Here is a 23177-nt window from a genome sequence, read left to right on the forward strand (position 1 = left end):
AGCAAAACGTGTCATCTACACTTCCGGCGACCGAGCACCTATTAAATCCATCTGGTAAGTCTTCCGGACACGCGATGACCACTCCTCCCCGCCCCAAAGCGGCCCGTTCCGGGCCGGTTTTCGACCGAATCTTTGGCTGGTTGGCCAAGGGTTCGGCCATCTTCACCCTGGTGATGCTGATCGCTATTTTGGTATCGCTCACCATCAGTGCCTGGCCTGCGATTGACAAGTTCGGTCTGGGTTTTCTGACCAATACCACCTGGGATCCGGTCAAGGAAGACTTTGGCGGGCTGGTGATGATTTACGGCACGGTGATGACCTCGATCATCGCCCTGCTGATTGCCGTGCCGGTCAGCTTCGGCATTGCGCTGTTTCTGACCGAGCTGTCGCCGGCCTGGCTCAAGCGCCCGCTGGGAACGGCCATTGAACTGTTGGCTGCCGTGCCGTCCATCGTTTACGGGATGTGGGGCTTGCTGGTGTTCAGCCCGGTGCTGTCCACCTATGTGCAACAACCTTTGCAAGCCGCCTTCGGTGACGTGCCTTACCTGGGGGCCTTGTTTTCCGGGGCACCTGTAGGCATCGGCATTTTGTCGGCCGGCATCATTTTGGCCATCATGATCATCCCGTTCATTGCGGCGGTGATGCGCGATGTGTTTGAGGTCACCCCCACACTACTCAAAGAGTCGGCCTACGGCCTGGGTGCTACCACCTGGGAAGTGGTTTCCAAGGTGGTGTTGCCCTACACCAAAGCGGGTGTGGTGGGCGGCATCATGCTGGGCTTGGGCCGGGCGATTGGTGAAACCATGGCGGTGACCTTTGTGATTGGTAACTTCAACCAACTGGATTCGCTCAGCCTGTTTCAGGCGGCCAACAGCATTACCTCGGCCCTGGCCAACGAGTTTGCCGAGGCGGGCGAGGGCCTGCACCAAGGCGCTCTGATGTACCTCGGCCTGGTGCTGTTTTTCATCACTTTTGTCATTCTTTCCCTGTCCAAACTTCTGTTGTCGCAGCTGCGGAAAAATGAAGGAACCAAATCATGACCACGGGCGAAATGTTGCTCAAAGCCGCTGCGCTGGAACACACCCGCAGCGTTAAGTATGCCAAGCGCAAGCGCGTCAACCAGATCGCTCTGGTGCTGGCCCTGGGAGCCATGGCTTTCGGACTGTTTTGGCTGTTCTGGATTCTGTTTGAAACCGTGCGCTTGGGGATTGAGGGCCTGACGCTTGCCACTCTCACGCAGATGACACCGCCACCCAATGACGAGGGTGGATTGGCCAACGCCATGTACGGTTCGTTCCTGATCGTGACGCTGGCGACCTGCGTGGGTGCACCCATCGGCATCATGGCCGGTATCTATCTGGCCGAATACGACACCAAGAGTTGGCTGGCAGCGACCACCCGGTTTGTAAACGACATCCTGTTGTCGGCACCCTCCATCGTGATCGGCTTGTTTGTCTACGCCGTGGTGGTGTCGCGCTTCAAGTCGTTCTCTGGCTGGGCTGGCGTGGTGGCTTTGGCACTGATCGTGATTCCGGTGGTCATTCGCACCACCGAAAACATGTTGCAACTGATACCACCCGGCCTGCGGGAAGCGGCCTACGCCTTGGGCGCGCCCAAGTGGAAGGTGATTCTGAGTATTACCCTGAAAGCCGCCCGGGCGGGTGTGATTACGGGTGTGATGCTGGCTGTGGCCCGTATTGCCGGGGAAACCGCACCGCTGCTGTTCACCGCTCTGAGCAACCAGTTCTGGACGTCCAGCCTGAGCCAGCCGATGGCCACCTTGCCGGTCACGATCTTCAAATTTGCGATGAGTCCGTATGAAAACTGGCAGAAGCTGGCCTGGGCCGGGGTCTTTTTGATCACCATGGCTGTGCTGGGCTTGAATATTTTGGCCCGCCTGTGGGCTGGCTCCAACAAGAACTAACCTGAATTTTTACCATGCAAACCACTGTTGCAAGCCCCTCGAAAATCTCGGTCAAAGACCTGAATTTCTACTACGGCAAGTTCCATGCGCTCAAGGGTATCAACCTGGAAATCCCCGAAAAGAAGGTCACCGCCTTCATCGGCCCCTCGGGCTGCGGTAAATCCACGCTGCTGCGCATCTTCAACCGCATGTTCGAGCTCTACCCCGAGCAGCGCGCCGAAGGCCAGATCTTGCTGGACGGCGAGAACCTGCTGACCAGCAAAAAAGACGTGGCCCTGCTGCGCGCCAAGGTCGGCATGGTGTTCCAGAAGCCCACGCCGTTCCCCATGTCGATCTACGACAACATCACCTTTGGCGTGAAGCTGTTTGAAGACCTGAACACCACCGACATGGAAGAGCGCGTCGAATGGGCCCTGCGCAAGGCCGCCCTGTGGACCGAAGTGAAGGACAAGCTCAACCAGAGCGGCTCCAGCCTGTCCGGTGGCCAGCAGCAACGCCTGTGCATTGCCCGCGGCATCGCCATCAAGCCCGAGGTGCTGCTGCTCGACGAGCCCTGCTCGGCGCTCGACCCGATCTCCACCTCCAAGGTGGAAGAGCTGATCACCGAGCTGAAAAACGACTACACCGTGCTCATCGTCACCCACAACATGCAGCAAGCCGCGCGATGCAGCGACTACACCGCCTACATGTACCTGGGCGACCTGATGGAGTTTGGTGCCACCGAAGACATCTTCTTCAAGCCCAAGCGCAAGGAAACCGAAGACTACATCACCGGACGATTTGGCTAACCCCCAGGCTACACACTTCGTGTTTCCGCCAACCCCCTTGCAGGGGGCAACAGCAGCAGCCTGGCGGAGCCAGTTCTGCGCTGTTCTGGAACCTTACCTCTTGGCATCGTTCTGCCCTTATTGAATTGGAGACTTTCATGCCCGATAAACATCTTTCCAGCCAGTTCGACAGCGAACTCAATGGCGTTTCCAGCCGCGTGATGGAGCTCGGCGGTCTGGTGGAATCGCAGATTCGCCAGGCGATCTACGCGCTGTCGCAGTTCAGCGTCGAAGTGGCCGACCAGGTCGCAGAAACCGAAATCCGTGTGAATGGCATGGAAATCGAGATCGACCGCGAACTCTCCAGCATCATCGCCCGCCGCCAGCCCACGGCGCGTGACCTGCGCCTGCTGATCGCCATCTCCAAAACCACCGCCAACCTGGAGCGCGTGGGAGACGAAGCCAACAAAATCGCCCGCATGGCCAAGTCGATTGCAAAAAGCGGCTCGCCCCGTTCCTTGCCCACGCTGGACCTGCGGGTCTCGGCCGACATGGCTTCCGGCTTGCTGCGCAAGGCGCTGGATGCGTTTGCCCGGCTGGACACGGCTGCCGCGCTGGACATTCTGAAAGAAGACGACCTGATCGACCAGGAGTTCGACGGCTTTGTGCGCAAGCTCATCACCTACATGATGGAAGACCCGCGCACCATCACCGCCAGCCTGGACCTGCTGTTCATCGCCAAAGCCATCGAGCGCATTGGTGACCACGCCAAGAACATCGCCGAGTTCATCATCTACATCGTGAAGGGCGAAGACGTGCGCCACGCCACCGTCGCCCAGGTGGAGTCGGCACTGCAATGAAAACCATGCCCCGGGTCTTGATCGTTGAAGACGAGCCCGCGATTGCCGAGCTGATCGCGGTCAACCTGCGCCACAGCGGCTTCCAGCCGACCTGGGCGATGGACAGCGTCACGGCGCAGTGCGAACTCGACGCCATGCTGCCCGACGTGATTTTGCTGGACTGGATGCTGCCCGGCGAAAGCGGCTTGTCGCTGGCCAAAAAGTGGCGTGCCAACCCGCGTACCAAGGGCGTGCCCATCATCCTGCTGACTGCCCGCAGCGACGAAAACGACCGCGTGGCCGGCCTGGATGCCGGTGCCGACGACTACATCTCCAAGCCGTTTTCCACCAAGGAAATGCTGGCCCGCATCCGCGCCGTGCTGCGCCGCCGCGCGCCCGAGCAAGAGAGTGGCACCCTGCGCATCGGTGCCCTGGCGCTGGATGCCGCCACCTACCGCGTCACCTTCCAGGAGCAGGCGGTGAAGATCGGCCCCACCGAATTCAAGCTGCTGCAGTACCTGATGAAGAACGCCGAGCGCGTGCATTCGCGTTCGCAGTTGCTCGACCGCGTCTGGGGCGACCACGTGTTTATCGAAGAGCGCACGGTGGACGTGCATGTCAAGCGCCTGCGTGAGTCGCTGGGCGCAGGCGGCGCCATGGTGGAGACAGTGCGCGGCGCGGGCTACCGCATCACGGCCCAGCCAGTGGCGGCCACGCCCCCCATCTCCAATGCAGCCACTGCAGCCTCTGCAGCCTCTGCAGTTTGATCCCCAGGGTGGTTGAACCACCACCCGCATTCCCTCTTTTCACCCTATGTGGTTTCGATTTTTAAGCTTTTTAGGCCTCCAGCTGGGCGCGGGCCTGCTGGGCTGGGAATGGGCTGCCTACCCGGGCGCGTTGGCCGGTGTGGTGCTGGCGGGCATATTCTGGATGCTGCTGGATGCCGTGCGGGGCTTGCGCGTGATGCGCTGGCTGCGCACCGGTGAGGCCTCGCAGGCCCCGCACATGCAGGGCTGGTGGGGTGAACTCACCGACCGCACCCGCCGCTGGCTGCGCCAGACGCAGCAGAAGATGCTGGATGCCGAAACCCGGCTGCAGGAGTTTCTGGCCGCCATCCAGGCCTCGCCCAATGGCGTGGTGCTGCTGGATGCCCAGGGGCGCATCGAGTGGTGCAACCACATCGCGGCCGAACATTTTGGGTTTGATGCCCAGCGAGACCTGCAGCAACTGATTGGCAATCTGGTGCGCGACCCGGCCTTTGCCGCTTATTACGCCGATCCAGATCCATCGCGTGGTACTTTCATGCTCGGACGCGGTGGCTCTGCCAGCCGACCGGTGCGCCTGTCGGTGCACCTGCACCCGTATGGCGATGGCCGTCGGCTGCTGCTGTCGCGTGACGTGACGGCACTGGAGCAGGCCGAAGCCATGCGCCGCGACTTTGTAGCCAATGTCTCGCACGAAATCCGCACGCCGCTTACCGTGATGTCGGGCTTTGTAGAAACCATGCAAAGCCTGCCGCTGGACGAAGGCCAGCGCGAGCGCTACCTGGGCTTCATGGCCCAGCAGGCCCAGCGCATGCAAACACTGGTGAGCGACTTGCTCACCCTGTCCAGCATTGAAGGCAGCCCGGCCCCCAGCAGCAGCGAATGGATTGTGCTGCGCGATCTGCTGGCCCAGTGCGCCCGTGAGGCCGAGGCTTTGTCGGGCATGGTCACCGCTGGCAACACCAAGGTCCACGCCCTGCGGTTTGGCCCCATGCCCGAAGGCTCCATTGCCGGGGCATCGAGTGAATTGCTCAGCGCCTTGTCGAATCTGGTCAGCAACGCCGTGCGCTACACGCCCGCCGGTGGCCGCATCGACGTGCGCTGGCAGCCCTTGCCCGATGGCCGGGCCGAGTTCTCGGTGAAAGACACCGGGCCGGGCATCGCGGCCGAGCATTTGCCCCGTCTGACCGAGCGCTTCTACCGCGTGGACCCCAGCCGTTCGCGCGAAACCGGCGGCACCGGTCTGGGCCTGGCCATCGTCAAGCACGTGGTGCAGCGCCACGGTGCCGAGTTGCGCATCGACAGCACCCAGGGCCAGGGTTCGCGCTTTGCCATCATCTTTCCTGTCAGCCGCTTGCGTGGCACCGTGCTGCAGGTGGCCAATATTCCCGAACGCAATACTATCTAATTCATAGCTGCTTGTGCTTATGGAATAAGCGCAAGCGGCCTAAAAGGCTTGTAAGTTACTGCGGAATGCGTTGGTAGAGCTGGATGGCTTCGCCATTGTCTGCACGCCGCCGCACGCCCAGCTTGAGGGCCCAGGTGCTCTTGTCCACCGCTTGCCGCAGTGGGCGCGCCTTGGCCGTGTCGACCAGCAACCAAGGGCACTGCACGGCCCCCCGGGCGGGTCTGAGCACCAGCTGGCCGTGGAACTGGAATGCCGCAATCTGGCCCCGGCTCAGGTTGTCGAATTCGACGCAGCTGGGCAGGGCGCGGCCCGGGGTTTGCGCACGGATAGCGCGGTCCACATTGCGCACCAACGGCTGGTAGCTGCGGCCAAAGTCAGCGGCAGACAGGCCCAGCGTCATCAGCAGCAGCCAGCACAGGGCCGTGCCACCGGCGGGCAACACCAGGCTCTTCCAGATGGCCGAGCGGTGGCGGCCTGCCCGCCACTTCACCAGCCACACCCAGACCAGCGATGCGCCCACGGCCACGGTGAACGGCAGCCATTCGAAACTGGGCATGAAGCCGGGTAGCAGGCGGGCCAGATTGGCCGCCGGTTGCCGGGGTACACCGGTTTGCGCCGCCACCCAGACCACCCAGATCATCAGCGCAAAGATGGTGAAAAACAGCAGCGTGAACCAGTCCACCAGTGCGCTGACGGGGCGGCTCAGGGTGGGCAGGGCAAAGGCTGCCAGCGTGGCCATGGCGGGCAGGGCCAGCATCAGCGAGCGGTCGGCGGCATCGGTGGTCAAGGTGGCACCCAGGGCCACACCCACAAACCACAGCGGCAGGGCCAGGTGGCGGCCAAAGTTGCCGCTGGTCAGCTGCCGCCGCCAGCGCCACAGTGTCCATACCGCCAGCGGCCATACCGGCCAGGTAAACCACAGCAGCAGCCGGGCCAGGTTGCGCAGGCTGGTCCAGTCGGTTTCGGGCAGGTCGATGCGCCAGCGCCACTGGTCCAGAGCCCAGGCCAGCGCCGCCACCCCCACGGTGACCAGTAGCACCGCCAGACTCCAGCGCAGGCTGCGCGGCGCATCGCAGATTTCACCGGGCTCCTGGGCATGGCGGTCCAGAAAGCACACCAGTGCGCCGCCCAGGCCCAGCAGCACTGCGGTGGTGGGGGCACCCGACAAAGCCAACCCGGCCAAGCCCAGCACCACGCCGATGGCCGGTAGCCAGGTGCGGTAAGGCATGGCCGCCAGTGCGAAAAACGCCAGGGCAGTAAACGCCAGTTGCGCCAGTGCGGGCGTGGTTTCGTGTGACAGCTGTGCCATTCCCAGGCAGGCAATCATGGCCAGCAGGCCGCCATCGGCCATGGCCCGGGCGTAGTCGGCCGGTTTGGCCTCGCCACCAAAGGCAAAGGCTACCGGCTGGGCGCGCGGGCTGCGGGCCAGGTAGTACACCGCATACCAGGTGCAGGCCAGTGCCATGGCCAGCAGCAGCATGAAGGGGATGCGGGCCACCAAGTCGGCAGGCCAGCTCTGGGGAGCGAGTTGGATGGCCCAGGCTCCCAGCCAATAGGGCACCAAAGCTTCAATGTCCGGTGGCAAGCCCTGCAGGGTCGGCTTCAGCCACGCGGAGCGGCCTTGCGCCAGCTCTGCGATGTAGCCAAACGTCGCCATGTCGTTGTTGCGCCAGGGCGCACGGCCCAAGAAGCCGGGCAACACATAGGCCAGGCACAACAGCCACAGCGCCACACGCGGCAGACGGCGAACGGCGCTTTGCGCCACGATGGCAGGGGTGGTTTGGTTCACAGAGCTGGAATGTAAGGCCAAGAATGCAAAAAAGGCAGCGCGGATAAACCGGGCTGCCCCTTTGAGGTTGCAGAAAAACTTATTCTGCGGCGGCGACAGGTGCGGCTGCAGCAGCAGCGGTGGTCTTGCCGAAACGGTTGCGGAAGCGCTCCACGCGGCCACCCATGTTGTCCACGGACTTTTGCGTACCGGTGTAGAAAGGATGGGATTCGCTGGAGGTATCCAGCTTGTACAGCGGCAGTTCGCGGCCGTCTTCCATCTTGATCATTTCCTTGGCGTTAACGCACGAACGGGTCACGAACTTGAAGTTGTTCGACAGGTCCATGAAGCACACGTCACGGTAGTTGGGGTGGATACCAGCTTTCATTATTTCTTCCTTGTTCAATTGCGTTAGCCGCCCGGTGCCTTGGGACATGGTGTGCCCAATTTAAAAGCCCGGTACTTTTCGCACTTATTACGATAAGCCTTCAATTATAGCGTGGATTTTTCAACCGCCGCGGCGCATCATGTCGAAGAACTCGACGTTGTTCTTGGTGGACTTCATGTTTTTCAGCATCAGTTCCATCGACTCGATCTCGTCCATGTTGTACATGAACTGGCGCAGGATGCGGCTCTTTTGCAGGATTTCGGGCGACAGCAGCAACTCTTCGCGCCGGGTGCCGCTGCGGTTGAGCTGGATCGACGGGAACACGCGCTTCTCGTAGAGGCGGCGGTCCAGGTGGATTTCGCAGTTGCCGGTGCCCTTGAATTCTTCAAAGATCACTTCGTCCATGCGGCTGCCGGTGTCGATCAGCGCGGTGGCGATGATGGTCAGCGAGCCGCCTTCTTCCACATTGCGGGCGGCACCCAGGAAGCGCTTGGGGCGCTGCAGGGCGTTGGAATCGACACCACCGGTCAGCACCTTGCCGGAAGAGGGCACGACGTTGTTGTAGGCGCGGGCCAGGCGGGTGATCGAGTCCAGCAGGATTACCACGTCTTTTTTCAGCTCGACCAGGCGCTTGGCGCGCTCGATCACCATTTCGGCCACGTGCACGTGGCGCGCGGCGGGCTCATCAAATGTGGAGGCAATCACCTCACCCTTGACGGAGCGCTGCATTTCGGTCACTTCTTCGGGGCGCTCGTCCACCAGCAGCACCATCATGTGGCTGTTCGGGTAGTTGGCGGCAATGGCGTGGGCCATGTGCTGCATCATCACCGTCTTGCCGCTCTTGGGCGGGGCGACCAGCAGGGCGCGCTGGCCTTTGCCAATGGGGGCCACGATGTCGATGATGCGGCCAGTGATGTTTTCGTCGCCCTTGATGTCGCGTTCCAGCTTCATCTGCTCTTTGGGGAACAGCGGGGTCAAGTTCTCGAACATGACCTTGTGCTTGTTTTCTTCGGGGCCGCCGCCGTTGACCTTGTCGAGCTTGTTCAGCGCAAAGTAGCGTTCGCCGTCTTTGGGCGTGCGCACTTCGCCTTCGATCATGTCGCCAGTGTGCAGGTTGAAGCGGCGCACCTGGCTGGGGCTGATGTAGATGTCGTCAGTGCTGGCGGTGTAGCTGGTGTCGGGGCTGCGCAGGAAGCCGAAGCCGTCGGGCAAGATTTCCAGCACGCCATCGGCAATGATCTGCTCGCCGGTGCGGGCGCGCTTTTTGATGATGGCAAACATCAGCTCTTGCTTGCGCATACGGCCGGTGTTCTCAATTTCAAGTTCTTCGGCTTGTTTGAGGACTTCAGACACGTGCAGTGCCTTGAGTTCGTTTAAGTGCATGGATTGACTCCTGGGCGGAGTTCTGAGAGGAAAAAAGGGGGGAGGTTTTGAGGAGGCTAGAAGGGCCTCACAAACCGGGAACTCGAACCGACTTGCTGGGGGTGCAAATGGGTGAATGCGCAGATTATGACAGGAATAATGGCCAGAAAAAACGAAGCCACCGCGAGGGTGGCTGGGTGCGAAAGGCTTAGGCCAGTTGCTGGTCGATAAAAGCAGTCAGCTGCGACTTGCTCATGGCGCCCACTTTGGTGGCTGCCAGCTCGCCGCCCTTGAAAATCATCAAGGTGGGAATGCCGCGGATGCCGAACTTGGCGGGGATGTCGCGGTTCTCGTCCACGTTCATCTTGGCGATTTGCAGCTTGCCTGCGTAGCCGGTGGCCACTTCGTCCAAAATGGGGGCGATCATTTTGCAGGGACCGCACCATTCGGCCCAGTAGTCGACCAGCACCGGGGTGGCGGCCTGTAAAACGTCCGCATCGAAGGTTGCGTCCGAGACATGTTTGATGAGTTCGTTGGCCATGGGGGTTTCCTTAAAACAGAGTGCCGGTACGACTAAAGTTGCGGCATTGTGACAGAAACCAAGAGCGCCTGTCGGCCACCACCGTGCTATCACAGACATAGCGAAAACCCATTGACCCACCAGCACCATCGCGTTAAATATGTCCAGCTCTTCTGATCCCCTATGGTTTGCCCCTGGCACTGGTCTGCTGGCCCAGATACAACGGGCCATGGCGCAGCGCCAGGCCCACCCTGCGCGCACCGTGGTCTTGCTGCCCTACGCGCAGCTCATGCCGCTGGCCAACCGCTTTTGGGCGCAGGCTTGGCCCGACGGATTTACCCCGCGGTTCGAGTCCACGCTGAACTGGTCGCACGGCCTGGGCGGCGCGGCTGTGGGGCCGCATGATTTACGTTTCGATACCGCCATGGACATGCTGCAGGCCCCCGACCTGCTGGAGCGTGCCGGCCTGGGCGCGCAGCGCGAGGCCCTGGCGGCCCGCCTGGTCGAAGCCGCCCACCAACTGGCCCCGCTGGTGGCCGCCGTGCCGCCGCCACAGCGTGTCGACTGGGCCGCCCAGGCGCGCGAGGCGGTGGGCCTGGGCATGGAAGCCCCGGTGCTGGCGCTGGAATGCGTGGTGGCCCGCATCGCGCTGGAATGGGCTGCGGCCTCCAGCTACGCCACCGACGTGCTGTGGTCGGATGCGGTACCTGCCGCGCTGGACTGCATCATCGTGCTCGACGGCTTCCAGACCGACCCGCTGATCCACGCCCTGTGTACGGCCTGGGGCGACAAGGTGACGCGCCTGGTGTGCCCCGTGCCGCCACCGCCGCCCATGCCCGCCCTGCACCAGGCCCTTGACTCCGAAGACGAAGCCCAGCGCGCCGTCGCCTGCGTGCTGCGCCAGATCGAAGCCGGGCGTGCCCCGGTGGCCCTGGTGGCCACCGACCGCCTGCTGACCCGCCGCATCCGCGCCATGTTGGCCGCGCAGCACGTGCGCATCCGCGACGAGACCGGCTGGAAGCTGTCCACCACCCGGGCCGCCGCGCAGCTGGTGGTCACGCTGCGCGCGGCCCGCTGGGATGCCAGCAGCGACGCGGTGCTGGACTGGCTGAAAAACGCCCCTGCGTTCCGCCCCCGCACCGTGCAATCCCTGGAGAAAGCGCTGCGCAAAGCATCCGTGCAAACCTGGTCCGCCTGGAGCCCCGAGGCCACGCCCAAGCAGCCCGCTGTATCCGATGCCGTGCGCCTGGCTAACAGCCTGCGCGCCAGCCTGCAAGCCGCCCGCCCGCTGGCCGCCTGGCTGGCCGCCGTGCGCGCCTTGCTGCAGACCAGCGGCCAGTGGGCTGCGCTAGAGGGTGATGCCGCCGGGGCCAAGCTGCTGTCCGCCCTGCGCCTCACCGAGGGGGCCGAGGCCGAATTTGCCGACTTCCCCCAGGCCGCCCGCCGCTTGCGCCTGGCCGAGTTCAGCACCTGGGTGGGTGACGCGCTGGAGGCCGCCAGCTACGTGCCCGACCACCCGCAAGACGAGCAAGTCGTGGTGCTGCCGCTGAGCCAGTTGCTGGCCCGGCCATTTGCCGCGCTGGTGCTGCCCGGCTGCGACGAGGTGCGCCTGGCCGTGTCGCCCGAGCCGCCCGGTGCCTGGACCGCTGCGCAGCGCGAGGCCCTGGGCCTGCCATCCCGCGCCGTGCTGGAAGCCGCTGCCCGCGCCGCCTGGGCCAATGCCCTGCAAACCCCGCATACCGATGTGCTGTGGCGGCAAAGCGATGCCTCGGGCGAAACCCTGCTGGCCAGTCCGCTGGTGCAGGCGCTGAAGGTGGCCGAGAAAATTCCGGGTGCCGCCGACCCGCGCATCCCCCGCAGTCTCACGCCGCTGCCCAGCCAGCGGCCCTTGCCCGTGGGTGCCGCGCTGCCCATCACCCGCCTGTCGGCCAGCGCCTACGAGGACTTGCGCCGCTGCCCCTACCGCTTCTTCGGCCTGCGCCAACTCGGCTTGCAAGAGCCGCAGGAGCTGACCGGCGAGGTGGACAAGCGCGACTTCGGCACCTGGCTGCATGCGGTGCTGAAAAGCTTCCATGAGGCATTAAAAGTGGCCCCCACGCCCATTCCATCAGCGCGAGTAGCTATGCTAAATGTAGCATCCGAACAGGTGACGCAAGCCATGCATCTGGAGCCCGGCGAGTTCTTGCCCTTCGCCTCCGCCTGGCCCCGCGTGCGCGACGGCTACCTGGCCTGGCTGGCCCCGCACGAAGCCGCAGGCGGCCAGTTTGAGCAGGCCGAAAGCGAACGCGAACTTTCCCTGGGCTCCATCACGCTGATCGGCACCATCGACCGGGTCGACCAGGTGCACGCCAACGGCCATAGCACCGCCCTGGTCATCGACTACAAAACCGAAAACGCCCAGGCCACCGGCAAACGCATCCAGCAGCCGCTGGAGGATACGCAGCTGGCTTTCTACGCCGCGCTGCTGCCGCACGACACGCTGCGTGCCGCCTACCTCAACGTCGGCGAAAAAGACGGCAGCCAGCTGTTCGAGCAGACCGAGGTGGTGGAGGCCCGCGACGCGCTGGTGCACGGCATCATCGACGACATGCAGCGCATCGCCGACGGCGCGACGCTCGCTGCGCTGGGCGAGGGCGCGGCCTGCACCTTCTGCGCGGCGCGGGGCCTGTGCCGCAAGGACTGGTGGACGGCGTAAGTCGTTACCCCGTGGTCACCATCAGGGCCGCTTCGCCGGTGGTTTCGACAAAGCGCACCCGCACCTGCACGCGGACCCGGTCGCCTTGCTGTAGCTCCACGGTGAGGCGGGCGTTGCGCTCGTCGCCGCTGTCGTCGTCGCTCCCCAGGTCGGCGGGGGGCAGGGCACTTTGGTGTTTGGCCAGTGCCAGTTCGGTGTCGGTCAGGCCCAGGGTCTGGAAGGTGAATCGGCGGCTGCTTGGGGCGACAAAGTCGAAACTGGCCGATCCGCCGCTGGGCAGCGCCAGCAGTTGCGTCTGGAACAGCGAGAGCGTGCCCACCGTGTCTGCCGCGATTTCCGGGTAGAAGCTGTGCACCCAGGCCTTGTCGCGCGCCGACAGGCCACCGGCGGGTGTCAGGCCATTGGCGTACTGGGGCGGGTTGACGATCAGGCCGCCGTCAAACGCGTAGTGCATCACCGAGTCGGGGTCCCACTGCGAGCCTTGCACGGTGTCTTCCTTGATTTTGGACAGGATGTTGTTGAAGGTGGTGGTGCGGTCCCAGTTGTTGGGCTGGCCGCCCAGGCTGGCGTACACCGCCTCTTCGTTCCAGACGATGCCGCCTTTGGGATTCTGGTGCTCGTGGGGCAGGCCCAGGGCGTGGCCTATCTCGTGCAGCGCCGTGGTGTGGCCGTAGTCGGTGGTCAGGTCCCAGCCAAAACTCATGGTGGGCTTGCTGGGGTGGATGGTCTTGCAGTCGGTGCCGATATACGACCAGGAACCACCACCCGGCTGGAAGGCGATGCGGATCCGGGCGTTCTGTACCGGGGCCACCTCCTCAAAGCTGATGCCCAGGCCCAGCGCCTTCCACTCGGCAAAAGCTGCGCGCACTGCCTCTTTTTGCGGCTCCGGGCCGTCCATGAAGCCGTAGGTCAATACGGTTCCGTTCGGCCATTTGCGGGCGGTGCGCATGATGACGCGCGCCCGCCCGGGGTCTAGGTTCTGCGGCAAATCCACCGTGGGGAGCAGGCGCATGGCGCAGTAGTGGCGCAGGGTGCCGGGTGGCTGGCTGGGGGACTGGTTGGACAATGGTGTGGGTGTGTTCATGGGGACCTCCTGGTTGGGATGGGAATGCAGTGGCTAGCCGATGAGCGGCCGGTGGCGGTGGGCATCGGCGCACACCAGTTGCGGGGTTTGCGGGCCTTTGGCGACCGGGCGCACCCGCTTTTGGGTGCTGGCGATCACCTGCTCGAAAGTCAGTTGCTTGCCACGTCCGCGCCCCAGGCTTTCGCACAGGCCGTAGGTGAACGCGCCGTAGCTGATGGAGCCGTGCTGGTATTCGTAGGCCAGTTGGTTTTCGCCGCAGGCCTCCAGCAGGATGGGCATGTACGGCCCCTGGTGGCCAAACTCCAGGCGCAGGGCCTGGAACTCGGCCGGGTCTTCGCCGCGCATGCCCTGGGCACGGCACATGCGCCGGTGGGTGCCGTCGCTGCCGACCCGCGCCTCGACCTTGGCCTTGCTGGGGCGTTCCTGGGTGCGGGCATCGGGCTGGGCCAGCAGGGCGGCTTTGAGGGCTTTGCCTTTTTGCAGCATGGCCTTGCGCGGCAGCCACATTTGCAGCTTGCTGTCCCAGCGCAGGGCGCGGTGGCGGATGTCGTCGGGCATGGCCACACTGCGCGTGCCCAAGGGCGGGCTGCCGGTGCCGGGTACGCCGCCGCGCTGCATGCCCCCGGCGTGGCAGCAGTCCAGCATGGCGATGAATTTGGTGGTGTAGGGCAGCACGCTGTAGAGCGCCGCAAACTCGTCGTCAAAAATCGCCTGGCCGGTCTGCCAGTTGAAGTCGTAGGGCACCAGGCATTCGTCAATGCGATCGACTTCGGCATCCTGCCCATAGGCGGGCACCTGGGCGCCGTGGCCCGAGAAATAAAAGAACATGGTGTCGTCCGCCTGCGCATCGGCCAGCAGCCAGGCCAGCCGTTCGCGGATGGCTTCGGCGGTGGCCCGCTCGTTGAGCACCACCCGGATGGCATCGGCATCCACCCCCATTTCTTGCAGGGTCTGGCTGACCAGGAACACATCGTTTACCGGGCCGAGCAGGGTAAAGCTGGGGTCGGCATAGTCGGCAATGCCCACCAGCAAGGCGCGCATCTTGGGGCGTTTGGGGGCCACTGCGAAGGTCTGGGCCATGGGGTCCGCCACTGCAACGCCCTGGCCCACGGATTTGCCTTTGCCCACCGCCTTGCCTTTGGCGGGTGCGGCGGGTTGGCCCAGGGCCTGCACCAGCTCACGCCAGCAGGCACTGCGGGCGTTGTCGTGCTGCAGGTAGTGGTCGGCATCGTGGTTGTACTTGTCGTACTGGAAGTCGCATTCAATTTGGTTGTAGCGGGCCGGGTGGGGTAACACGATGGGCCGGGTCAGCACCCGGTCGCTTTCGTTGAACAGGTTCCACCAGCGCTGCAGCATCGGCGGGCATTGCAGGTAGCCGCCAAACACCTTGCGCAGCGCCGGGTGGCTGATCTGGGTGCCCAGGGTGATAAGCCGCCCGTTGAAGTCGCCCAGCTTTTTCTGGGTTTTGCTGCTGCTCAGGCAGTGGTAGGCCAGCAGGCCGCCCAGGCTATGGGCCACCACCACATCGGGCTTGAACTGGGCAATCTGCTGGGCCAACTTGTCGCATACCGCATCGCGCAGGCTGGGCAGAGCGACAAACTGGGCCACCATGCCGATGTGCCATCGCCAGGCATCCACAAATCCCAAAATACTGCGCTCGCCGCCATGCACTACCCAGCTTTTGGTCAGCAACGCCAAGGCTTCAAAGTACAACGGCGAGCTGCAGTCGGCGGCTTCAAACAGGTCGTCGTAGGCGAACTGTTCGATGTGTGGCTTCGCTGCCTGCCATTGACCGACGGCCGTGGTGATGGAGCCCACCCAGTCTTGGCGCCACACGTCCTTGCGGGCCTCCGCGTGGCCGATGCCGTGAACACACAGTATGCGCATACCCGTCTCCTTGCTGAAGACTCGGTTGTACGCCGCAACGTGCGCTGTGTAATCCCCCAAATGGGGGATGGCTGCGGGCCTTTTTTGCTATCTAAAAAATAGCTGCTTACGCCCATCTAATAAGCACGAGAGCCCTAAAAGACATATGCTTTGCTTCAGGCGTACGGCAACCCGTTCTTGTGAAAGAACTTCCATGCGCCGTCGACCAGCGCGGCCTGCAGGTCGTCGTCGGGGTAGGTGGCGGCATCGCCCGGGGTTCTGTCGCCTACCTCCAGGTAGACCACTTCTTCGGCGCTTTCGTTGACCAGGCGGTGGGCGTTGCCGGTGCCTGCAGGAAAGCCTGCGCACATGCCGGGGGCCAGCAGGGTGGCACCCTGGTCGGTGTACAGCGTGGGATGGCCCTGCAGGATGTAGATGAACTCGTCTTGCCGACTGTGCGCATGCCGCAGGGCCGACACGGCATGGGGTGCCAAACGCGTCCAATTGACACCGAAGTTTTTCAAGCCAAACAGATCACCCAGGGGGTGCTTTTCGCGGCCTTGCACCCGAGCAGCGAAAGGGGCCGGGTACACCGAGGGTTTGGCGCGGGCAGGAGTTTGGGCCGCAGTGACGGCAATGGGCGGGTTGTCGAGGGGCATGGGGGTACACGGTAGTGGTGACGGAGCAATTTTGGCAAGTTTCCATACCGCTGCAACCCCGGTGGCCGTTGCTATCGTAAAAGTAGCTGCTTGCGCCCTAAGAATAAGCGCTAGAGGCCTAAATGGCTTGCAATTTACCGTTGCGCTCCAGCCAGGCGCAAAACGCCACCGCGTGCGGGTTCTGCGTGGCCTGTGGGGCCATGATCCAGTAGTTGGTGCGGTCGCACAGGGCCAGGGTGGGGAAGGGCGTATGCAGCAGGCCGCTGGCCAGTTCTGCGCGCAGTTGCAGCGGGTCACCCAGGGCGATGCCCATGCCCTGCACCGCGGCCTGCACCGCCAGATGGACATGGTCGAAAGTGACCAGGTGGCGCGGCTGCTGTGCGGGCAGACCTGCCAGGGCCAGCCAGTCCTGCCAGACCCGCGGGGTGGAGCGGCTGTGCAAAAGGGTGCGCGACAGCACATCGACGGGGTCTGCCAAGGGGGGCTGGGCGGCCAAAACCTGCGGGCTGCAAACGGGGGTCAGGGTATTGGACAGAAAGGTCCCCAGCGTCACGTCGCGCCAAGCCGGGCGCTGGCGCAGGTCGGCCAGTTCGGCATCGGTAAAGCAGCGGATCGACACATCAAAAGCCGCCGGGTCGAACCCGGTGGCGCTGAGGGTGGTGGCCAGTTGCACGTCCACACCCGGCACCTCGGCGCAAAAGCTGGCCAGTTGCGGAATCAGCCACTGCGCCGACAGCGACGCCATGGAATTGACCGACAAGGTGTTGCGGCGCGGCGGGCTCTGCAGCCGGTCCGTGGCGCTGGCCATCTGGTCGAAGGCGCTGCGCAGGCTGGGCAGGTAGGCGGCACCCTCTGCCGTCAACCCCAGGCCGCGGCCACTGCGCTGCACCAGTGGAACGCCCAACCATGTTTCCAACGCCTTGATCTGGTGGCTGACCGCACTTTGGGTGACATGCAGCTCCTGTGCGGCCAGTGTCACGCTCTCCAGCCGGGCCGCGGCCTCGAAAGCGCGCAGCATGTTCAGGGGCGGCAGGCGGCGGGCGGTGGTTTTGGCATGAGTTGAATTCATGGGTTTGACGGAATTTCTCGATGGTTATGCGGTGCAATTGCCACTAGCATAGCGCCACTGTGTGCATGGGCCAATCAGTGATTCAGCTCATTATTGACCAGCCGCTTTGCTTGGCTGGAACCCTGCATCCTGATAGACCCCATAAATGCTTTACCCTAGCTGTCTGCCCGATAAGGAAACTCCCCTTGCTCTCTACATCCACCCCTAAAACCGTTGTCTTTGACCTGGGTGCCGTGCTGCTGCATTGGCAACCGATTGAGATCATCCAGCACGAGCTGCCCCAGTACGCGCCTACCGCCGCTGCCGCGCAGGCGCTGTGTGAGCGCATCTTCCAGGGCCTGCACCCCGGGGCCACCTGGGCCGAATTTGACCGCGGTACGTTCGAGCCCGCACCGCTGGCCGCTGCACTGGCCGCACAAAGCGGTGTGGATGCGCAGGAGCTGCTGCGCTTCATCCACGCCATTCCCGACCACCTGCACACCAAGCAGGACACCGCCGCACTGCTGCCCCGGCTGCAGGCGCAGGGGCACCGGCTGGTGTACCTGTCAAACATGCCTGCCTCGTATGCCGACCGGCTGCTGGCGCGCGACTTCTTCGACCACTTTGAAGACGGCATTTATTCGGCCCATGTGGGCCTGATCAAACCCGAACCCGCCATCTACGCCCTGGCCGAAACCCAGTTTGGCCTGACCCCCGCCGACACGGTGTTCATCGACGACAACGCGCACAACATCGCCGCCGCCCGCGCCCGGGGCTGGCAGGGCATCCAGTTTCTGGACGCAGCGCAGTGCGAGCGGGACCTGGAGGCAATGGGATGGCTGGCATGAAAACCGGCGCAAGCCACTTCCCCACCACGATAGACACCGGGCACCGCTTCGGCCTGCATTTGTCCGCCGAATGGCGGGTGTTTGCCGCCTTCTTCATGTACTCGTTTGGCCTGGGTGGCATCTTCCCCCGGCTGGGCGAGATCCAGCGCGGCATGGGCGTGGGCGAGGGCGCTTTGGGCCTGGCGCTGATCGGCACCGCAGCGGGCACCCTGGTGTCGCTCACCCTGGCCAGCCGCCTGCTGGAGCGCATCGGCTACCGCCGGGCGCTGCTGGTGCTCACGCCCATGATTGCGCTGTTTTTTGCCATTGCCAGCTGGGCCAGCGGGCCGGTGGTGCTGTTTTTGTGCTTGGTGCCTGCGGGCCTGTGCGTGGGCCTGGTAGAGGTGGTGGTGAATGTGGAGGCCGACCGGGTCGAGCACCAGCTGGGCCGCCGCATCATGAACCGCGCCCATGCCTTCTGGAGCTTTGGCTTTTTTGCCGCCGGGCTGGCGGGCGCGGGCATTGCGCAACTGGGCATCAGCCCGCAGCTGCACCTGGCGCTGATGGTGCCGGTGTCGCTGGCCGCCACGCTGCTGTTGCTGGGGCGCTTCAGCCCCGCGCCGCTGCGCGAAGCTACCACCGAGGAAGCCCCGCACTTCGCCCGGCCCACCTGGGCCATCATGGCGCTGGTGTGCGTGACGCTGTCGGCCATGCTGCTCGAAGGCGCGGGCGCCGACTGGTCGGCCATTTACATGCGCGACGTGTTTGCCGCTTCGCCCTTGGTCTGCGGGCTGGCGGTGGCGGCGGGCGCGTTCACCCAGGCGGTGATGCGGTTTTTTGCCGATGGGCTGGTCGAGCGTTTCAGCCCCGTGGCCTTTGCCCGCTGCCTGCTGGTGGTGCTGGGCTGCGGCGCGCTGCTGGTCGTGCTGGCCCCCTTGCCTGCACTGGCGCTGCTGGGCCTGGGGCTGATGGGCGTGGGCACCAGCGGCATTTTCCCGCTGGCCATGTCGGCAGCGGCACAGCGCACCGACCGGCCCGCCGCCGTCAATGTGGCGGCGCTGGCGCAAATCTCGTTTGTGGTGTTTCTGCTGGGTCCGCCCTTGCTGGGCCAGGTGGCCGAGCACTTCGGCATCCGCAACCTGTACGCCGCCTGCCTGCCGTTTGTGCTGCTGAGCCTGGTGGCCGTGGGTGCCCTGGGTAAAAAGGCATGAGCCTTGCCGCTTACGAACACAACGGCCACCCGGTCGAGCGCGCCGCCTTCTACGCCATCGCCTGCGACCCCCGGCGCAGCATCGCGGTAGAGGCCTGCGCGGGTGCGGGCAAAACCTGGATGCTGGTGTCGCGCATCCTGCGGGCGCTGCTGGAAGGTAGCCTGGCCAGCGATGCTGCAATTGGTGGTAAAGGCACCGCCGCCCACGAAATCCTGGCCATCACCTTCACCAAAAAAGCTGCCGGTGAAATGCGCCAGCGCCTCAACGAGTGGCTGGTGGAGTTTGCCCACGCCACGCCCGAGAAGCTGGCCGAAGAACTGCTGGCCCGTGGCGTGCCGCCCGCGCAGATTGCCCAGCAAGCCCCGGCGCTCAAAAGCCTCTACCCCCAGCTGCTGGCCAGCGCCCGCCCGGTGCAGATCCGCACCTTCCACAGCTGGTTTGCCGCCCTGTTGCGCACCGCGCCCTTGGCCGTTTTGCAAGACCTGGGCTTGCCCGCCAACTACAGCCTGCTGGAAGACGACCTGGAGGCCGTCACCGCCGTGTGGCCGCGCTTTTACGCTACCGTGGTGGACAACCCCAGCGCCCGCGCTGATTTCGAAGCCCTGGTGGCCGTGCATGGCCGCTTCCAGGCGCACAAGGCGCTGGCCGCCGCGTTGAACAAGCGGGTCGAGTTTGTGCTGGCCGACGCACACGGCGTGGTGGATGCGTCCGTGCCGCCGTTCGACGCGCAGTTCCCCACCTTCACCGGGCTGGCCGCGCCCGAAGATTTGCTTTGGGCCCAGCGCCCGCTGCTGCAAGAAGCCGCAGGCAACCTGGGCCGCGCCAGCGCCGTGACCTTCTCTGCGGCAGGCAGCGCCTTGGAGCAGGCTGTGACCGCCCAGGATGCAGATGCCGTACTGGCCGCCTTGCTCACGCAAAAAGGCACGGCCCGCAAGTTTGGCGAAAAAATCGTCGGCATCGCCACCGTGCGCACCGCGCAAGACCTAGCGTTGCTGGTGGCCCAGGCCCAACTCCAAAACGCTGCCTGGGCACACCAGCAGCGCATGGCCCGCCTCACCCGCCTGCTGATCGCCGAGCTGGCCGCCTTGAAATACGAGCGCGGCTGGGTGGACATGAACGACGTGGAGCGCGCCGCGTCGGTGATGCTGTCCGACCCCGTGCTCAGCGGCTGGGTGCAGGAGCGGCTGGATGCCAAGGTCAAGCACCTGCTGATCGACGAATTCCAGGACACCAGTCCGCTGCAGTGGCAGGCCCTGCACGCCTGGCTCAGCGGCTATGCGGGGGCAGCCGGAGCGCCCAGCGTCTTCATCGTGGGCGACCCCAAGCAAAGCATTTACCGCTTCCGCCGCGCCGAGCCCCAGGTGTTCCGCGCCGCGCAGGCCTTTGTGGTGGACGGGCTGGGCGGCGACCTGCTCAGCTGCGACCACACCCGCCGCAACGCGCCCCCGGTGATGGCCGCCGTCAACGCCGTCATGTCCGCCGCGCAGGCTGCGGGCGCGTACGACGGCTTCCGCGACCACACCACCGAATCCACCGCCCTGGGGGCTGTGCGCTACCTGCCCGCCATCCCCCGCGATGCCAATGCTTCGGCTGGTCAGGCCACTCAAGACGGCTGGCGCGACAGCCTGGGCACCCCGCGCGAAGAGCCCGAAGACACCTTGCGCACCCTGGAATGCCGCCAGGCCGCCCAGTGGCTGGCCGGGCAACTGGCCGACGGCCTGGCACCCAAGGACGTGATGGTGCTGTCGCGCCGCCGCGAGCGCCTGGGCCACATGCGCGATGCCTTGCGTGCCCTGCACATCCCCACCCAGCAGCCCGAAAAAGCCGACCTGGCCGACGCGCCTGAGGTGCAAGACATCGCAGCGCTGCTGGACGCGCTGGTCTCCACCCACCACGACCTGTCGCTGGCGCAGGCGCTGAAATCCCCGCTGTTTGGCGTGAACGACACCGAGCTGGTGCACCTGGCCCAACTGCAGCGCGCCGCCCGCGAAGATGCCGACAACGCATCCGACAGCAGCTGGTGGCATTTGCTACACAATTCAGAGCTGCTCACGCCCGTTCTATCGGCGGTAGCACCTGTTTTGATGCAATGGAAGCAGTGGCTGGACGCATTGCCCCCGCACGACGCGCTGGATGCCATCTACGCCCACGGCGACGTGCTGGCCCGCTTCGCCGCCGCCGCGCCCGCCGCCTTGCGCACCTCCGTGCTGGCCAATCTGCGCGCGGTGCTGGGCACGGCCCTGCAGCTCAACGAAGGCCGCTTCGCCACGCCCTACGCCCTGGTGCGCGCGCTCAAGGCCGGTGGTGTCAAAGCCCCGGTCACCAGCGCCCCCGATGCCGTGCGCCTGCTCACCGTGCACGGTGCCAAGGGCCTGGAGGCCGCGCTGGTGCTGCTGCTCGACACCGACTCCCCGCCCGGCAAGGCCGAAACCATGGGCGTGCTGGTGGACTGGCCCGGCGAGGCCGAATATCCCGTGCGCCTGGTCTTTCTGGCCAGCGAATCCAACCCGCCCGCCTGCGTGGTGGATGTGCTGGCCATCGAGCAGGCCGCCCGCCAGCGCGAAGAGCTCAACGGCCTGTACGTCGCCATGACCCGCGCCCGCAGCCAACTGGTGCTGTCGTCCGTGGTGCCGCACAAGGCGGTGGATGGCTCGTGGTGGCAGCGCTTGCAGCCCTTGGGCGAGAGGGTGGCAGCACCCGCTTTTGCCGACCCGCTGGAGGCCGCTGCGGCGGATGCGGATTTCACCCTGCTGGTGGTGCCAGACATTGGTTTGCAGGTGGCACCAAAGCGCCCGGAAGCCGAGGCCGATGCCACCGAATCCCTGGAATCGCGTGTGGGTCAGGCCATGCACCGGCTGCTGGAGTGGGGCACCGCCGATACCCATCAGCAGCAAGCCGCTGCGCGTGAGTTTGGCCTGGATGCCGAGCAGTCGCGCAAAGCCGCCACCATGGCCGCCGCCATCCGTGCGGGCGAGGGCGCCTGGGCCTGGGATGCCGAGGTGGTGGATTGGGCGGGCAACGAGGTGGCTCTGAACTACCAAGGCAAGACTTTGCGCCTGGACCGCCTGGTGCGCCGCAAGGACACCGGCGCCTGGTGGGTGCTGGACCACAAGTCTAAAAACCAGCCGCAGCGGGATGCGGGGTTGGTGCAGCAGTTGGAGACTTATCGGGCGGCGCTGCGGGTGCTGTACCCCGATGCCGAGGTGGAGGCGGCGTTTTTGACGGGGGCGGGGGGGCTGGTGGTGGTTTGAGGGGGTTAACTTCAGAGGTAACCGGTCTGTCGTAGGCAGGTCCGGCTGACCGCGAGGTTAGGTACGGCGGTCACGCTGGCAATCTCACTTCGCTGTAGCGCATGTAGTCGAGATTGCCTTCCGCCACGACAAGCCCTTTCTGAACAAGCAGCTTCACCCTATCGCGGTAGAACAGATCTGGAAGACCTGGAACCCGCAATGTTTTGTCCATCATCGCGGAGCCAACCACCCTCGCAACCTTCCTGTTGTAGTTAACAACAAGAGACAGAAGGCAGGCGTCAATTCTCTCGATCAACTCCGGGCTTAGCGACGCAACCACGTTGGCTTGTTCGACACTCATTTCCCCATCAGGCGGATCGTCATCAATGTGGCTCATGGTCGAGTACCTAACTCAATATGTAGAGACACTGCCGTGTCTCCCTAACATCTCATTTGTCGCCCTAACTTGGGCAGCAAAATGCGGTCGAATCCTCTGCCAGGCTTGGGTTTTCTTAATTTTTGAGAAGCGGTTGAAGGCCATAACAACTCCAGAAAAAGCAGCAGAGGGAGGTTGCACTATATTCCGGCAATCTCTTGCAGCTTGCCTTGCGATTGCTCTCGTTTTTGAAGCTGTGCATGCCGCCAGTGCCGCTGGCCGGGATGTGCCCCCGGCAGGGCAGTAACTTTCTTTTGCGTGGCCCGGCGTGTGTCAAGGTAGTTGTCGCCTCAGCAGCCGTTAGGCTGCCTGCTTGAGAAGGGTTTTTCGCTCTCTTTCCGGATTGAGGTACACAGCGTCTTCAAGCTGCCAGTTCCTCAG

At 64.3% G+C, this 23177-nt stretch carries 19 protein-coding genes; 10 read left to right on the top strand and 9 right to left on the bottom strand.

Translation table 11 applies throughout. The features are described 5' to 3' along the window. Positions 1–74 precede the first annotated feature (74 nt). The 6 genes from pstC (at position 75) to phoR (ending at position 5702) form a co-directional block, all read left to right on the top strand. Positions 75–1040, top strand: a complete 966-nt coding sequence (pstC, locus tag AC097O_RS09990; protein ID WP_315183328.1) for a phosphate ABC transporter permease subunit PstC — start codon at positions 75–77, stop codon at positions 1038–1040. Further along, complete coding sequence (gene pstA, locus AC097O_RS09995; protein WP_315183327.1) at positions 1037–1924, top strand: phosphate ABC transporter permease PstA; 888 nt, start codon at positions 1037–1039, stop codon at positions 1922–1924. The genes pstC and pstA overlap by 4 nt, the downstream gene beginning before the upstream one ends. Before the next feature lie 14 nt (positions 1925–1938). After that, entirely contained in the window at positions 1939–2712 is a 774-nt protein-coding gene (gene pstB, locus AC097O_RS10000) for a phosphate ABC transporter ATP-binding protein PstB (RefSeq protein ID WP_315183325.1), read from the top strand. A gap of 137 nt (positions 2713–2849) precedes the next feature. Next, complete coding sequence (phoU, locus tag AC097O_RS10005) at positions 2850–3551, top strand: phosphate signaling complex protein PhoU (protein ID WP_315183323.1); 702 nt, start codon at positions 2850–2852, stop codon at positions 3549–3551. After that, entirely contained in the window at positions 3548–4297 is a 750-nt protein-coding gene (gene phoB / locus AC097O_RS10010) for a phosphate regulon transcriptional regulator PhoB (RefSeq protein WP_479592634.1), read from the top strand. The genes phoU and phoB overlap by 4 nt, the downstream gene beginning before the upstream one ends. Before the next feature lie 46 nt (positions 4298–4343). Continuing rightward, positions 4344–5702 carry a phosphate regulon sensor histidine kinase PhoR gene (phoR, locus tag AC097O_RS10015; RefSeq protein WP_479592635.1) on the top strand — a complete coding sequence of 453 codons (1359 nt, stop codon included), beginning with the start codon at positions 4344–4346 and terminating at the stop codon, positions 5700–5702. Positions 5703–5757: 55 nt separating this feature from the next. Here the strand turns inward: phoR and AC097O_RS10020 are convergent, their stop codons facing one another. From AC097O_RS10020 to trxA, 4 genes are all read right to left on the bottom strand, one after another. Then, complete coding sequence (locus tag AC097O_RS10020; RefSeq protein ID WP_479592636.1) at positions 5758–7491, bottom strand: hypothetical protein; 1734 nt, start codon at positions 7489–7491, stop codon at positions 5758–5760. Between the two features lie 79 nt (positions 7492–7570). After that, a complete protein-coding gene (locus AC097O_RS10025) occupies positions 7571–7858 on the bottom strand; it encodes a type B 50S ribosomal protein L31 (RefSeq protein WP_315183315.1) in 288 nt (95 codons plus the stop codon). A gap of 120 nt (positions 7859–7978) precedes the next feature. Next, positions 7979–9241 carry a transcription termination factor Rho gene (gene rho, locus AC097O_RS10030; RefSeq protein WP_315183313.1) on the bottom strand — a complete coding sequence of 421 codons (1263 nt, stop codon included), beginning with the start codon at positions 9239–9241 and terminating at the stop codon, positions 7979–7981. A gap of 187 nt (positions 9242–9428) precedes the next feature. Continuing rightward, the gene (gene trxA, locus AC097O_RS10035) at positions 9429–9761 is read right to left on the bottom strand and encodes a thioredoxin TrxA (RefSeq protein WP_315183311.1); all 333 of its coding nucleotides are present in this window, start codon (positions 9759–9761) and stop codon (positions 9429–9431) included. Between the two features lie 139 nt (positions 9762–9900). Here trxA and AC097O_RS10040 point away from each other — a divergent pair, with 139 nt between their 5' ends. Beyond that, positions 9901–12435: a PD-(D/E)XK nuclease family protein gene (locus AC097O_RS10040; RefSeq protein ID WP_479592637.1), complete on the top strand. Its 2535-nt coding sequence runs from the start codon at positions 9901–9903 to the stop codon at positions 12433–12435. A 4-nt stretch (positions 12436–12439) separates the two neighbouring features. Here the strand turns inward: AC097O_RS10040 and AC097O_RS10045 are convergent, their stop codons facing one another. The 4 genes from AC097O_RS10045 to AC097O_RS10060 form a co-directional block, all read right to left on the bottom strand. Next, the gene (locus AC097O_RS10045) at positions 12440–13519 is read right to left on the bottom strand and encodes a M12 family metallopeptidase (RefSeq protein WP_479592638.1); all 1080 of its coding nucleotides are present in this window, start codon (positions 13517–13519) and stop codon (positions 12440–12442) included. 33 nt (positions 13520–13552) lie between these two features. Further along, entirely contained in the window at positions 13553–15406 is a 1854-nt protein-coding gene (locus AC097O_RS10050; RefSeq protein WP_479592639.1) for a caspase family protein, read from the bottom strand. Between the two features lie 155 nt (positions 15407–15561). After that, entirely contained in the window at positions 15562–16044 is a 483-nt protein-coding gene (locus tag AC097O_RS10055; RefSeq protein WP_479592640.1) for a cupin domain-containing protein, read from the bottom strand. Between the two features lie 118 nt (positions 16045–16162). Then, positions 16163–17113, bottom strand: coding sequence for a LysR family transcriptional regulator (locus AC097O_RS10060; RefSeq protein WP_479592641.1), 951 nt, complete (start codon positions 17111–17113; stop codon positions 16163–16165). Between the two features lie 185 nt (positions 17114–17298). Here AC097O_RS10060 and AC097O_RS10065 point away from each other — a divergent pair, with 185 nt between their 5' ends. The 3 genes from AC097O_RS10065 to AC097O_RS10075 are packed head-to-tail and all read left to right on the top strand — an operon-like array spanning position 17299 to position 22381. Continuing rightward, a complete protein-coding gene (locus tag AC097O_RS10065; RefSeq protein ID WP_479592642.1) occupies positions 17299–17940 on the top strand; it encodes an HAD family hydrolase in 642 nt (213 codons plus the stop codon). Continuing rightward, positions 17937–19130 carry an MFS transporter gene (locus AC097O_RS10070; protein WP_479592643.1) on the top strand — a complete coding sequence of 398 codons (1194 nt, stop codon included), beginning with the start codon at positions 17937–17939 and terminating at the stop codon, positions 19128–19130. The genes AC097O_RS10065 and AC097O_RS10070 overlap by 4 nt, the downstream gene beginning before the upstream one ends. Then, complete coding sequence (locus AC097O_RS10075; RefSeq protein WP_479592644.1) at positions 19127–22381, top strand: UvrD-helicase domain-containing protein; 3255 nt, start codon at positions 19127–19129, stop codon at positions 22379–22381. The genes AC097O_RS10070 and AC097O_RS10075 overlap by 4 nt, the downstream gene beginning before the upstream one ends. 70 nt (positions 22382–22451) lie before the next feature. Here the strand turns inward: AC097O_RS10075 and AC097O_RS10080 are convergent, their stop codons facing one another. Then, a complete protein-coding gene (locus tag AC097O_RS10080; protein ID WP_479592645.1) occupies positions 22452–22757 on the bottom strand; it encodes a DUF3658 domain-containing protein in 306 nt (101 codons plus the stop codon). Positions 22758–23177 lie beyond the last annotated feature (420 nt).

The sequence above is a fragment of the Rhodoferax sp. LS1P39 genome (genome assembly GCF_056521425.1).

Excerpts from the sequence above, each read along its gene's own strand:
- pstC (WP_315183328.1), top strand. The coding sequence starts at position 75 with ATGACCACTCCTCCCCGCCCCAAAGCGGCCCGTTCCGGGCCGGTTTTC.
- pstA (WP_315183327.1), top strand. The coding sequence starts at position 1,037 with ATGACCACGGGCGAAATGTTGCTCAAAGCCGCTGCGCTGGAACACACC.
- pstB (WP_315183325.1), top strand. The coding sequence starts at position 1,939 with ATGCAAACCACTGTTGCAAGCCCCTCGAAAATCTCGGTCAAAGACCTG.
- phoU (WP_315183323.1), top strand. The coding sequence starts at position 2,850 with ATGCCCGATAAACATCTTTCCAGCCAGTTCGACAGCGAACTCAATGGC.
- phoB (WP_479592634.1), top strand. The coding sequence starts at position 3,548 with ATGAAAACCATGCCCCGGGTCTTGATCGTTGAAGACGAGCCCGCGATT.
- phoR (WP_479592635.1), top strand. The coding sequence starts at position 4,344 with ATGTGGTTTCGATTTTTAAGCTTTTTAGGCCTCCAGCTGGGCGCGGGC.
- AC097O_RS10025 (WP_315183315.1), bottom strand. The coding sequence starts at position 7,858 with ATGAAAGCTGGTATCCACCCCAACTACCGTGACGTGTGCTTCATGGAC.
- rho (WP_315183313.1), bottom strand. The coding sequence starts at position 9,241 with ATGCACTTAAACGAACTCAAGGCACTGCACGTGTCTGAAGTCCTCAAA.
- trxA (WP_315183311.1), bottom strand. The coding sequence starts at position 9,761 with ATGGCCAACGAACTCATCAAACATGTCTCGGACGCAACCTTCGATGCG.
- AC097O_RS10040 (WP_479592637.1), top strand. The coding sequence starts at position 9,901 with ATGTCCAGCTCTTCTGATCCCCTATGGTTTGCCCCTGGCACTGGTCTG.
- AC097O_RS10045 (WP_479592638.1), bottom strand. The coding sequence starts at position 13,519 with ATGAACACACCCACACCATTGTCCAACCAGTCCCCCAGCCAGCCACCC.
- AC097O_RS10050 (WP_479592639.1), bottom strand. The coding sequence starts at position 15,406 with ATGCGCATACTGTGTGTTCACGGCATCGGCCACGCGGAGGCCCGCAAG.
- AC097O_RS10055 (WP_479592640.1), bottom strand. The coding sequence starts at position 16,044 with ATGCCCCTCGACAACCCGCCCATTGCCGTCACTGCGGCCCAAACTCCT.
- AC097O_RS10060 (WP_479592641.1), bottom strand. The coding sequence starts at position 17,113 with ATGAATTCAACTCATGCCAAAACCACCGCCCGCCGCCTGCCGCCCCTG.
- AC097O_RS10070 (WP_479592643.1), top strand. The coding sequence starts at position 17,937 with ATGAAAACCGGCGCAAGCCACTTCCCCACCACGATAGACACCGGGCAC.
- AC097O_RS10075 (WP_479592644.1), top strand. The coding sequence starts at position 19,127 with ATGAGCCTTGCCGCTTACGAACACAACGGCCACCCGGTCGAGCGCGCC.
- AC097O_RS10080 (WP_479592645.1), bottom strand. The coding sequence starts at position 22,757 with ATGAGCCACATTGATGACGATCCGCCTGATGGGGAAATGAGTGTCGAA.